The organism is Bradyrhizobium sp. WCU1, assembly GCF_053474805.1.
The window spans coordinates 604672-617916 of record NZ_CM130280.1 but is presented as its reverse complement, the minus strand read 5'-3'; the positions used below and the strand labels follow the sequence as shown (position 1 = coordinate 617916).

6 protein-coding genes are annotated in these 13245 nt (G+C 61.2%); 5 read left to right on the top strand and 1 reads right to left on the bottom strand.

The annotated features are described in order from the left end of the window. Window positions 1-64: 64 nt before the first annotated feature. The 4 genes from ACTUWL_RS02955 (at window position 65) to asnB (ending at window position 8715) form a co-directional block, all read left to right on the top strand. Complete coding sequence (locus ACTUWL_RS02955) at window positions 65-1867, top strand: heparin lyase I family protein (protein WP_168470958.1); 1803 nt, start codon at window positions 65-67, stop codon at window positions 1865-1867. Between the two features lie 500 nt (window positions 1868-2367). Continuing rightward, window positions 2368-5118 carry a type I secretion system permease/ATPase gene (locus ACTUWL_RS02950; RefSeq protein ID WP_106940242.1) on the top strand — a complete coding sequence of 917 codons (2751 nt, stop codon included), beginning with the start codon at window positions 2368-2370 and terminating at the stop codon, window positions 5116-5118. Beyond that, a complete protein-coding gene (locus ACTUWL_RS02945; RefSeq protein WP_021082252.1) occupies window positions 5105-6529 on the top strand; it encodes an HlyD family type I secretion periplasmic adaptor subunit in 1425 nt (474 codons plus the stop codon). The genes ACTUWL_RS02950 and ACTUWL_RS02945 overlap by 14 nt, the downstream gene beginning before the upstream one ends. Window positions 6530-7047: 518 nt before the next feature. Beyond that, window positions 7048-8715 carry an asparagine synthase B gene (asnB, locus tag ACTUWL_RS02940; protein ID WP_021082251.1) on the top strand — a complete coding sequence of 556 codons (1668 nt, stop codon included), beginning with the start codon at window positions 7048-7050 and terminating at the stop codon, window positions 8713-8715. 46 nt (window positions 8716-8761) lie between these two features. Here the strand turns inward: asnB and ACTUWL_RS02935 are convergent, their stop codons facing one another. Beyond that, window positions 8762-9922 (bottom strand): GNAT family N-acetyltransferase, encoded by a 1161-nt coding sequence (locus ACTUWL_RS02935; RefSeq protein WP_021082250.1) that lies wholly within the window; start codon window positions 9920-9922, stop codon window positions 8762-8764. A 1546-nt stretch (window positions 9923-11468) separates the two neighbouring features. On the opposite strand from ACTUWL_RS02935, the gene ACTUWL_RS02930 reads away from it, so the two are divergent. After that, window positions 11469-12728, top strand: a complete 1260-nt coding sequence (locus ACTUWL_RS02930) for a heparin lyase I family protein (protein ID WP_146160366.1) — start codon at window positions 11469-11471, stop codon at window positions 12726-12728. Window positions 12729-13245 lie beyond the last annotated feature (517 nt).

Genomic DNA, 13245 nt, shown 5'->3' with positions numbered 1-13245 from the left:
GCGGCCGTAAATTCCCTTGTAAGCGTCAAAGAGAAGCAATCTCTGCGACCGATGGAGGCCTGAATTGGATACGACCGGGACAATCACATCGTTTTCTTCCGCACCGATGACAAGGTTCAATATCGGTGGTGACAGCTACGGAGTTCAGGATGCGAGCACGAGCTATGCCCTGACCAATCCCGACCCGCAAACCCTGCGCTTCGAAGTGCAGCAGGGCGATCATGCCTGGTACGATGACTCATCTGTCGATCGCTCCGAGGTGTCGGGCGCGACCAACATTCCGGGCAGCACGCCCATTGCGTTGAATTATCAGTTCATGGTGGAGCCGAATGGCCCTAACGGGACATTTGTGAATACGGCAACCGGCTGGTTCATCGTTGGACAAATGCACAATGATGACTGGGCCAGCGGAGTAGGCACCTCGCCGCCGTTCGCGATCCAGCTGGATGGCAATCATCTACAGGTTGTCGCCAGATATGTCGCCCCTGGTCTCGATCCCAGCAATGGCGCCGGCAACGTGCAGATGCTCACGCTCTGGACCGACCCCAATCCGATTCAGGCGGGCGTGTATAACAACATTCAGATCCAGGCCGATGTCTCGAACACCGGTGGCGGGTATTTGAAGGTCTCGATCAACGGGACCCAGGTCGTGAATTACAATGGCCCGTTGGGCTATGGCGTCGACACCAATTGGGAATACGGAATCTATCGGTCGTCGGCCCCCGAGACCGTTGCCGTCGATTACCGAAACATGACGCTACTGACGGGGGCGGCGGCCACTGCCTCGTCACCGTCGACGACGCCGACGCAGCCGACCACGCCGACCACCCCCACCGTCGCGCCGACGGTGACACAGGCCTCCGCTTCGCCGGGGACCGGAACCGAGCATGTCGGCGATGTTGTCACCTTTACGCTCGCTTTTAGCGAAGCCGTGACCGTCGCAGGTACGCCGACGCTGTCGCTCAACGATGGCGCAGGAGCCACCTATGTTGGCGGCTCCGGGACAAATACGCTCACCTTCCAGACGAAAGTCGCGTCGACTGATACGAATACTTCGGCACTTGCGATCACCGGGGTCAATCTTGCGAGCGGTGCGAGCATCAAGGATTCCGGGGGGCTTGCCGCTGATCTCTCGGGCGCGGTGAAGACATTCTCCGGTCTGCAGATCTCGAACACGCCGATCATGCCAACGCAGCCAACCACACCGACGACGCCGACAACTCCGACGACGCCGGTGGTGACCGCGCCGGTGCTCTCCATCGCGGACCACGCGCTCTGGGTGGCTGGCAGGGGCGGCCACGTCAGCCTGGGGACGACGGTGTCGACGACCGATCCCAACGACAGCGTCAGTCTGAACATCAAAGGGCTGCCGAGATATGAGACGATCACGACCGGCGATGGCACCACGTTCAGGGGCAGCAACATCACTCTGAGCGCAGCGCAGGTTGCCAGCGGACTGACGCTGACGTCGCACTACAGGGGCAGTCAACATCCGGTCGCGAACCTCACACTGACTGCGACCGCGAAGGACCCGGTTACCGGCGCAGTGGCTTCCTCGGCGACACAGACCATCAAAGTCACGGATCCGCTGCCGTCTACCGGCACCGGGAGCACGGCACACCACGGCCATGGGCTGCACCACCACCTAGGGTCAGGCCGCAGCACGCTGGCAGCTACCGTGCCGCAGACAACCTCTTCGGCGAATTACGAAACGGCCAAAGGGTCCCAAGCAAACCACAGCTTCGCGCTGCTGAACCAATATTTGGCTGGTGGCTCCGGTCGGGTCGACGGCGGTCAGATCGCGGAAGCCGTGTCGAACGGTGCCGCCTGGACGCAGAACGCGTTCCTGACGAAGCCGCATCACTAACGTACTGCCGCACCCGGGCACTGGACGCCCGGGTGCGGCACCGCCAATTTTGGGGACGCCGCACGGCAAAATTGGTCGGTCGGTAGCCGCGAAGGGGAGATCGAAAAACCAATCCACAACGGACGGTTGCCGGCCGTCGTCGTTTGGCGGACAATCGCCGAAGGGATTCCGATTCGATACTTCATTGAGAGCGTAAAACGCCTGAGTTCAGGTCAGTTTTCGGGCACAACTTGCGTGTGTATGAATCCACAATTCGAAAGTTTTTTCGCCATTTTTGCTCGTTAACCAACCTGCTCAGCCTGTCGGGGGGGCAATTCAAAATATCCCGTCGCGCTGAAATCTCCTCGCGGTTCGAGGCCTTAACGCTCTGATGATTGCTTGCGCCGTTTTGGCTGCGAGCACGCGTATGTCGCGTATCTTCGGATAGGCGTCATTGGAATTCCATGTGCATGCAAAGGACCACAAACGCTGGCGGTAGCCGCGAGGGGTAGAGTAACGAAATGGCGATCCAGAACGGAAATGCCCACGCAGCTCCAGATCTGGGGCTTCGAGCGCTGGCTCTGTTCCTGCGCTTTCATGGCGTGAACACCGAGCCTGATCAACTCCGCGATCACTGCGGAGAGGATGGGATAGGCATCCGCGCAATGCTGCGTTGTGCGCGCGAATTTGGGGTCAAAGTCCGCGCGACGACGATGGATTGGTCGCGGCTGACGGGCATCCAGCTGCCTGGAATCGCCTCGCTCCGTGACGGCGGATTTTTGCTTCTAGGAAAAATCGAGGATCAGGTTGCGCTTGTGCTGCACCCGACCTCGTCGCATCCGCGACGAATGACGCGCGCGGAATTTGAAGCGATCTGGGATGGCGGTTTGATCTCGCCTGGCTCACCGAGCTTCGCTCATCTCGCACTTCATGCAATTGGCGACATCCGCGCGCGCGGCGTTGAGCTGGGTAGCAGCCTGTTGCGCCGCGCGGGCGACGTGCTGGTCGGGGCCCGCGACGGCCTGGTGCGGATCCGCGATACAATCTCGACGAAGGCGCCCGGCGCCCTGATGTGGGCGCGCTTTGTTGCTCGCGGCGATACTGCCGACGAGGCCGCGGATATCGGATCTCCGGCTGCAGACGTCGGTTTCGAAGACGGCGATGAATCCGGGCTGATTGCGCTCGCGATCTTGCTGCGTTGCCATGGAATCGCTGCCGATCCCGGCCAAATCCACCACCGGGTGGGGGCGACGCGCCTCGGCGTTACCGAAATCCTGCGCTGTGCCAAAGAGTTTGGGCTCAAGGCAAAGGTGCAGAGGACGAACTGGAACAGGCTTGCGGTCACGCCGCTGCCGGGAATTGCGCTGCTGCGCGACGGCAGCTTCCTGATCCTCGGCAAGGTTATCGACGACAAGCTTCTCATTCAGCGCCCGCTGTCTCCGCGCCCCGAATCCATCACCCAGGCGCAACTCGAGGCGATCTGGGACGGCGGCATCATTCTGATGGCCCGGCGTACCAGCCTGACCGATCTCGCGCGGCGTTTCGATATCTCCTGGTTCGTGGGCGCCATGCAGAAGTATCGCCGCCTGCTCGGCGAGGTGCTGGCGGCGTCGTTCTTCCTTCAGATATTCGCCGTTGTCTCACCGCTGTTCTTCCAGGTGGTCATCGACAAGGTGCTCGTGCACCGAAGCATGAGCACGCTCGACGTTCTGGTCATCGGCCTTGTCGTGCTGACGGTGCTCGAGGCCGTTCTCGAGACGCTGCGCGTCTATGTGTTCGCGCATACGACAAACCGTATCGACGTCGAGCTCGGGGCCAGACTGTTCCGTCACCTGATGGCACTGCCGATTGCCTATTTTCAGACCCGCCGCGTCGGCGATTCGGTGGCCCGGGTCCGCGAGCTGGAGAACATCCGCCAGTTCCTGACAAGCTCGGCGCTCACGCTGGTCATCGACCTTCTCTTCACGGTCGTCTTCCTTGTCGTGATGTTCTATTACTCGACGACGTTGACCTGGATCGTGCTCGCGTCCTTCCCGTTCTACATCGGTATCTCCGCGGGAGCCACGCCGCTGTTCCGCGCGCGCCTCGATGAGAAATTCAATCGCGGCTCCGAGAACCAAGCCTTCCTGGTCGAGAGCGTGACCGGCGTTGAGACGCTCAAGGCGATGGCGGTCGAGCCCCAGATGCAGCGCCGCTGGGAGGAGCAACTCGCCGGCTATGTGGCCGCAAGCTTCCGCGTGCTCAGCCTGAACAACACGGCGAGCCAGGCGGTCCAGATGATCAACAAGCTGGTCATCGCTGCGACCCTTTACTTCGGCGCCCGGTTGGTCATCAGCGGCGACCTGACCGTCGGCGAGCTCGTCGCGTTCAACATGCTTGCGGCGCGCGTGAGCACGCCGGTGCTGCGCCTCGCACAGGTCTGGCAGGACTTTCACCAGGCGCGTGTCTCGATCGATCGCCTCGGCGACATCCTGAACACCATTCCAGAGCCGAGCTTCACCCCGGCCCGCGCCGCTCTGCCGCCGATCCGCGGCCACGTGAAGTTCGAGCACGCGACCTTCCGCTACCGCATCGACGGGCCCGAGGTGCTGCATGACGTGTCGTTCAGCGTGGAGCCGGGCCAGGTCATCGGCATCGTGGGCTCGTCTGGCTCAGGCAAGAGCACCATCACCAAGCTGATCCAGCGTCTCTATGTTCCGGAGAGCGGACGCGTCCTGGTCGATGGCGTCGATCTCGCAATGGTCGACCTGAGCTGGCTGCGGCGCCAGATCGGCGTCGTGCTGCAGGAAAATGTGCTTTTCAATTGCACGATTCGCGACAATATCGCATTGGCTGATCCGGCCATGCCGATGGAGCGCGTTATCGAGGCGGCAATGCTGGCCGGTGCACACGACTTCATCCTGGAATTGCCCGAGGGTTACGACACCGTCGTGGGCGAGCGCGGCAGCAGCCTGTCTGGCGGACAGCGCCAGCGTATTGCAATCGCGCGCGCACTGATCACCGATCCGCGCATCCTGATCCTCGACGAGGCGACCAGCGCACTGGATTACGAAAGTGAACGCGCGATCCAGCAGAACATGAGGCGGATTTCCGCCGGAAGGACCGTGTTCGTCATCGCTCATCGGCTGTCGACGGTCCGCAATGCGAGCCGGATCATCACGCTGGAGCATGGCCGCATCGTCGAAGACGGCAGCCACGATGAACTGATCCGCAGCAACGGGCGTTACGCGAACCTTCACTATCTCCAGGCCGGTATTCATGACCTCCGCTAGCCGCAATGTTGTCTCGTTTCCGAGGCGCGAGCCTCGCCGTCGCCAGCACGAAATCGCGTTCTTGCCGGCGGCGCTTGAGATCACTGAAACGCCGCCGTCGCCGGTCGGCCGCGCGATAGGGGCGACCATCATCGCGGCGTTCTGCATCGCGCTGGTATGGGCGACGCTTGGCAGTGTCGACATCGTCGCCACCGCGACCGGCAAGATCGTGCCGGGCGGGCGCACCAAGCTGATCCAGCCGTTCGAGACGGGCGTTGTCCGCGCCATCCAGGTCCGCGACGGCCAGACCGTGAAGGCCGGCGACGTTCTGATCGAACTCGACCCGACGATGACGGAAGCCGATCAGGAGCGCCAAAAAGGCGATCTGCTTGCGGCCGAGCTCGAGGTCGCGCGATTGCAGGCCGCGCTCGCAGCCGATCCGCTCGCCGCCTTCCGTGCTCCGCCCAACGCCAGCCCCGCCGAGATCGAGATGCATCGCCAGTTCTTGATCAGCCAGCGCGCCGAGCAAGATGCCAAGCTTTCCGAAATCGAACGACAGCAAGGTCAGAAGGAGGCGGAGCGGGCAACCACGTCGGCAAGCGTTGCCAAGCTGGAAGCAACAATCCCCGTGCTGCAGGAACGGGTCGATATCCGCAAGGGCCTCGTCGAAAAGGCACTGGCCTCCAAGGTTGTCTACCTCTCCGAATATCAGGACCTGGTTGCCATGCAGCAGGATCTCGTGCTGCAAAAGAGCCGGTTGCGCGAAGCCGACGCGGCGATGGCGCTGCTGAAGGAAACAAGGGACAAGACTGTCGCGGAGTACCGCCGCGCGACCTACGATGCACTTGCAAAGGCCGAGCAGAAGGTTGCGAGCGCGGCGCAGGAGGTGGTCAAGGCGGATCGGCGCACGAAGCTGCAGCGTTTGACCGCGCCTGTCGATGGCGTCGTGCAGCAGCTTGCCGTTCACACGGTGGGCGGCGTGGTGACGCCGGCTCAGGCGCTCGCAGTAGTGGTCCCGAGCGAGAGCCAGCTCGAGATCGAGGCCATGCTCTCCAACCGCGATATCGGATTCGTCCATCCGGGGCAGGCGGCGGAGATCAAGGTCGATACCTTCAACTTCACGCGCTACGGACTGCTTCACGGTGACGTGCTCAGCGTGTCGACGGATGCCATTGCGCGCGACAGGACGCAGGGGTCGAACGACCGCGCGTCAGGCGCCACGCTGAGCAGCAGCGAGCCGAAAGGTCAGGAGCTCGAATATGCCGCGCGCGTTTCACTCGACCGGACTCACATGCAAGTGGAGGACAAGGTCGTCAAGCTCGGTCCGGGCATGGCGGTGACGGTCGAGATCAAGACCGGTACGCGCAGGATCATCAGCTACCTGCTTTCGCCGCTGGCGAGATACAAGCAGGAAGCGCTGCGGGAACGGTAGGAAGCCGTCTTTCTTCGGCGCGCCCTCGGAGCACCGCAACTGGCGCCACGCGGGCCCAAAAGGCGATGTTGGAAAGGCCGGGATCGATCGTATCACGATCCCGGTCGGGCATCAGCGCAGAGGGTGGCGCAGCCCTAAGGCAACAGCTGTTGGGATCGCCGCTGAACGGCTGGCGTAGCGCGCTTTGGCCTGCGGATGATCGAGTCAAGGCCCGATCCGCCGTCCAGCGGATCACTGGATCGGTTGGGCGCCCGCCTGACGTGCGGACACGGCACGAGGCCGCCGCCAACAATCTCGACGCCGGGACGTTCGTCAGCTGCGCCCGTCGCGCACCGGTCCCGCCGTCGATCCGAGGGCGCAACACGGGGCCTATCCCGGAGCCTCTCAACGCATTCTGGTTACTTCGGATTGTGCGCTGTTCAGCTGGCGAATTCAATGTCACTGTTTAGGCATTGCGGTTCAAGGCGAGCGCTGATTGTCGTGACGTAGATCAGCCGGCATACGGAAGGGTTATCACCTTGTGCGGCTTCGTCGGCATATTCGAATTTACGGAATCGTTTGAATCGGCACGCAGCCGCGCGCTGGAGATGGCAAAGACGGTTAGACACCGCGGGCCGGACTGGAGTGGCGTCTATTCCAGCGAACGCGCAATGCTCGCGCACGAACGCCTTTCCATCGTCGATGTTGAGCACGGCGCCCAGCCCCTTCTCGACGTTACCGCGGGTCGGGCGTTGGCTGTGAACGGAGAGATCTACAATCATGTCGCATTGCGCGACGCCCTGAACCGGCCGCACGCCTGGAAAACGAAGTCGGACTGCGAGATTATCCTGTATCTCTATGACGAGTACGGACCAGCCTTGTGCAATATGCTGAGTGGCATTTTTGCGTTCGCTCTCTTCGACGAACGTACCGGCGACTTCTTCGTCGCCCGAGACCACCTCGGAATAGTGCCGCTTTATATTGGATGGAGCGAGGACGGCGCAACATACGTCGCCAGCGAAATGAAAGCTCTCGATCGCGTGTGCGAGACGATTCAGGAGTTTGCGCCGGGACACTACTATAACGGCAAAACCCGCGAATTCGTCAGGTGGTATGATCCGGAATGGGCGCATGCATTGCCAACCAGGAAGGTGGTGTTGCACGAGCTTCGGACTTCGCTCGAAGCCGCAGTCAAGCAGCAGATGATGTGCGATGTGCCTTACGGGGTACTTATTTCTGGTGGGCTCGACTCGTCCCTCATCGCAGCCCTCGCAGCACGGCACCGCTTCAAGCGGATCGAGTCTGGGGAGACCGAGGAGGCCTGGTGGCCAAGATTGCACTCGTTCTCCGTGGGTTTGGAAAATTCACCCGACATGATGTATGCGCGAAAGGTGGCGGCTCACATCGACACCGTCCATCATGAAATTGTTTTCACCGTACAGGACGGACTGGACGCGTTGCCCGATGTCATCCGGCACCTGGAAACCTTCGATGTCACCACCATTCGTGCCGGCACGCCGATGTATTTGATGGCGCGCAAGATCAAGGCGATGGGCATCAAGATGGTGTTGTCTGGCGAAGGCGCTGACGAGGTATTCGGCGGGTATCTCTACTTCCATATGGCGCCATCGGCAGAGGAATTCCACGAGGAGACTGTTCGAAAGCTCTTTGCGCTGAGCAGGTACGATTGCTGTCGCGCGAACAAGGCGACGGCTGCTTGGGGAGTCGAAGCCCGTGTGCCCTTCCTGGACAAGGAATTCCTGGATTACGCAATGTCGATCGACCCTGCCGAAAAAATGTGCCCCGGTGCGAAGATCGAAAAGGGCATATTGCGGGAAGCTTTTGCCGACCTGTTGCCGCAGGAGATCTTGTGGCGTCAAAAGGAACAGTTTTCAGACGGAGTGGGGTACAGCTGGATTGAGTGCTTGCGGAATCACGCCGAGAGCAAAGTCTCGGATCAGATGCTCGCAGAGGCGGGGAGGCGGTTTCCGCTGCAAACGCCGACCTCGAAGGAAGGATACTTCTATCGGACCATATTCGACGGCATTTTCAAGAATCCGACAGCCTGCCTGACTGTCCCCGTCGGTCCCTCGATCGCGTGTTCCTCGCCGACCGCATTTCTCTGGTCTCAGCAGTTTGCGAGTATGGATGATCCGTCTGGAAGGGCCGTGAAAGGCGTGCACATTCAGGCCATTGATACCATGTGAGCAGTTTGCGTGTCCGGTGGTTCGGCAGGCGGCAGCGGCCGATAGCTCAATTTGCATTTGCTGATCCGAATAGCCGCAGCTTCTTTCTTGGGAGGTTCGTCGCGATCGTTCGCAGCGTCCGTTTGGCTTCGCGGAGCTTCGCCTCGATATGGCGTTCCGGACCGTCCCTGCTTATTGCGACCCACTTCATCGCATACTCGCTATTCGCCAGATGTGCCTTGTGCCCGGCGCCACCAGCCAGGAAGTCGTAGCCGCGCTCCCCGCGTGAGATACTCTCCTCGATAGCCAGCACATGGCTCACCAGCCCGGGCTTGAGGCGGCCATCGCTCTCATAGAGAAAGCCGCTTTGGTAGTTCAGGACGCGGCCGTCATGCACGAAATTGTAGACGACCCCGATGGTCTGGCCGCCAACCAACGTCCGCGAGATGCGGACCGCTCCTGTGGGAACTCCGCGCGCGATTAACTCCTCATGGAACGGACGAAAGCCCGGATTGGCGAAAGCCCCCTTGCGTCCCCATCGCGATCGATGAAAGTCGCTCAGTAGATCGAACGCAGCCAGGGCGTCCGTTGTTGTCTCCATGATCCGGAATTCAAGGGGACCTCGTTCGGCATACAGCCTCATTGCACGGCTCACCGCCTGGCGAGTGCTGCGGCCGAGCGTGGCCCGGTAATCCTTCTTCTGCTGACGGGCCTTGGCGTAATCAACCCATAAGGCCGTATCGGCCTGCTTCACCTCGCTGACGAGCCCGGCCCGGCCGGCGGCGCCGCAAGCGGCCAACTCGAGATCTGCATCAATTCCGGAAAGCACCAACTGATCCGCGCGGCGCAAGCGGGAGGTCAGCGCGTCGAGACCTGCCGGAATAATGGTGTCCGGTTGCTCCGCGAGAATACTGTTGCACTCGATGAACAATCGGTCAAAACGGGTATCTCCGGATTCATTGAGCAGCCAACGTGCCCGCGCATGCGGCCCAAGGCTCCAGACTCTCCGCCGGCAGATGATCGCCAACCCAACGATCTTGCCCGACGATCGTGCGACGAGAACGTGCGGTTGCGTGCCATCCGGAATATGCCGCAGCCAAGTGCCGATCCAGAGCCAGGACAAAAAGAACGAGTGAGTGGCCCGAGCTTCAAGCTCCTTCCACGCGGTCTCAAGCCAGGCAACGTTCTCGAGGGCCTCTAGGCTGACATCGGTGACCGCATCGGGCATGCTCATTCCCGTTCAACGCCGGAAGGCTGCAAATGCGCGTTGATGGACGAACAAGGATCGTGCTGCATTGATCGCAAGTAGTGCCATGATGGGTGGTCCGGCCTGGTCACACACGTCCTTGTGGCGGCCTCGCCGTATGGCGTCTCTGACCGTCGCCTCGGCGGAGGCGGATGGCGGAATTATATCTGGAATTCGACCCCTGTGCGGACCCTTACTGATTACCTACGGTGGCTTCACGCGACTTGATTGCCTTTAGCACGACCGCGCTGAGTTGGTGCTGTGATCGGCCCCGGGCTCTCGGCGGGCGCCAGAGCTCCCGCCCGGCGCCTGATGGGGCAATTCCAGGCCGGTTTCCGCCGCTTAATTGGGCATCAGTCCCGGCGAGGACAGCTTTCCGCTTAGGTGCGCACCTGCCTCGGCGTGTCGAGCGAGCCTTATCAACGCCTCCTTGGCGGCGCACGGGGCCAGTCCCGCGGCCTCGTTCCGCAGCTCTCTAGCCCGCTCTGCGAGTCGCGCTTCGAGGGTGTCCCTCAGAACAACGTGTCGGCGTAATTGTCCCATGCGTTTTCCCTCGTCGGGGCCCCACCCGGAACTTTGGATCCCAAGCATTAATCGTGCGTAAAGATTCCCCTGAAGGGGGTGTCTGGGCCGCCAAGACGGCGCGAAGAGGGCGCCAAATAGGACAAATTGCGAATTGCTGGCGAAGGCAACCTTTGTGGAATGGCCCAAGGGGACATCGAGATTCGCTCGGCGACCCGAGCCGGCGGTCATTCCGGGACGGGAAGTTGTCGTTTTCCACCGGTTAGAGCGCCACCCGCGCCTGTGGTGACCTGCGATGTGCGTCGGACGGTCTGGTTCGTCACAGAGAGTGTGTCGATCTCGCAACGTCTCAATAGTTCCGCTGTGCACCTGACGTGTTTGGGCTTCAATGCGTTGCGAATTCATTGTCTAATGACGTCGGACCTTCGGCGGCGATTTTTATTTCCAAGACGTTTATTTTAGATCGGGTCTAAGAGGTCGCTGTCAGCGCCAGCGGCCTCTTCGTTTTGCTTCATTGGATTGCGAGGACCCATCCGATGCCGATACAGGTGTGGGCTATTGCCGCTTCGATCGGCTGGACCGCTGTCGTGGGTACGTTGCTTCTCCACATGATTTTCAGCCCCGGCTAATTTGACGAAGCTGCGATGTGGTGCCGGCCGAGCGATATGGAGCCTCTTCGCCAATCGCGGAATTTCAGCGGTAGCGCCAGGCATATGAGGGCAGGCATGTGGTCGTCGGCGCCGCCGGTTGGCCTCTTCTAATTGTCGCCATGCCAGCTCATTTTTTTCGCCATACTCTCTCATTAACGAATCAAGTCCAGGCGGTCGGGGGCAATCCCGCTGCATCGGAATGTTCGCGGTCGAGGACTGCGATGGCATCCGAAGTTCGTTCGCAGCGCCGAGCGTAGCGAACGCGTACTGTGTCGCGTGCCATCGCGACGTGTGTCAGTGGAATTCCCTTGTAAGCGTCAAAGAGAAGCAATCTCTGCGACCGATGGAGGCCTGAATTGGATACGACCGGGACAATCACATCGTTTTCTTCCGCACCGATGACAAGGTTCAATATCGGTGGTGACAGCTACGGAGTTCAGGATGCGAGCACGAGCTATGCCCTGACCAATCCTGACTCGCAAACCCTGCGCTTCGAAGTGCAGCAGGGCGATAATGCCTGGTACGACAGCTCATCTGTCGATCGCTCCGAGGTTTCAGCTGCCGACAACATTCCCGGCAGCACGCCTATCGCCTTGAATTATCAGTTCATGGTGGAGCCGAATGGCCCTAACGGGTCGTTTGTGAATACGGCAACTGGCTGGTTCATCGTCGGGCAAATGCACAATGATGACAATGCCAGTGGTGTGGGCACCTCGCCGCCGTTCGCGATCCAGCTGGATGGCAATCATCTGCAGGTTGTCGCCAGATATGTCGCCCCTGGTCTCGATCCCAGCAATGGCGCCGGCAACGTGCAGATGCTCACGCTCTGGACCGACCCCAATCCGATTCAGGCGGGCGTGTATAACAACGTTCAGATCCAGGCCGATGTCTCGAACACCGGTGGCGGGTATTTGAAGGTCTCGATCAACGGGACCCAGGTCGTGGATTACAGCGGCCCGTTGGGATATGGGGTCGGCACCAATTGGGAATACGGAATTTATCGGTCGACGGCACCCGAGACCGTTGCCGTCGATTACCGAAACATGACGCTAGTGACGGGGGCGGCGGCCACTGCCTCGTCGTCGTCGCCGCCGACGCTGCCGACCACGCCGACTGACCCGACCACCACGACCACCACGACCACGGTCACCACCCCAACTACGGTCACCAGCCCGACCATCGTCTCGCAGACGGGTACACAGGACACCACTTCGCCGGCGGCCGCGACAGTCGCCCCGGCGGCGACCGCCACAACGACCGACCCGAGTGTCCTGGGCGCCATGGGAGGCGCCATGGGACTCGCCATGGGACTGGCGCCGACATCGCCGTCCAGTTGGTCGCCGCAAGCGGCTGCCCCAGACACAGGAAGTTGGGCAGGGCTGGATTTTTCGCGTTTTGGATTTGACACCAGCACGCTGGCCACCGCCGCGCCGCAGGTGCCCACTTGGTGGGGAGATCAGGGCACGGCCGCCGCGTCTCAGGCAGACAACAGCTTTGCGCTGCTGAACCAGTATCTGGCCGGTAGCTCCGGTGGGGGCGATGGCGGCATGATTGCAGTTGCCATGAGTGGCTCGGCTTGGACGCAGAACCCGGTCCTGACCAAGCCTCAGAGCTAAAGCGCTCCCGGGCCGCGCGGGGTTCGTCCGGGCCAGGCCTGTCCTCGTCAGGCCTGTCCTCGTCAGGCCTGGCCTCCCTGCACGACAGCCTGGGCGAGCAGGCGGTATTCGGTGTGACGGATTCGCATGCAAAATCCGCGCTCATGGCTTTGGAGCCAGGCGTGATCTTCCGCGAACTGCGAGCCGCCGCGATAGTCGGCCGGTCGCACGTTGTCCTGGCAAAGCATTGGTCGTTGATCTTCTCGACGTAGCTCCGGTCATCCGGGAGACCGCTTCGAGTATATTGCGATATCGAGTCCGGCGATCTGATGCTCGACGCAGCTATAGAGAGGCGAGCGTGCTCGCCGAGGGCTGGGAGCACAACGTTTGCCGGCAACTTTTTCGAGCGCCGTCGTGCCGCGTTGTTGGACGTGTTCAGCGCAGATCTTCGATTACCAAAATGAGTACCGCATATTAGGTCCAGCAAAACTTCCCGAAAGCGGTCAAACCTCGCTGTTGACCTTGAGACCTGTGAGCA

Excerpts from the sequence above, each read along its gene's own strand:
- ACTUWL_RS02950 (WP_106940242.1), top strand. The coding sequence starts at position 2,368 with ATGGCGATCCAGAACGGAAATGCCCACGCAGCTCCAGATCTGGGGCTT.
- ACTUWL_RS02935 (WP_021082250.1), bottom strand. The coding sequence starts at position 9,922 with ATGCCCGATGCGGTCACCGATGTCAGCCTAGAGGCCCTCGAGAACGTT.
- ACTUWL_RS02945 (WP_021082252.1), top strand. The coding sequence starts at position 5,105 with ATGACCTCCGCTAGCCGCAATGTTGTCTCGTTTCCGAGGCGCGAGCCT.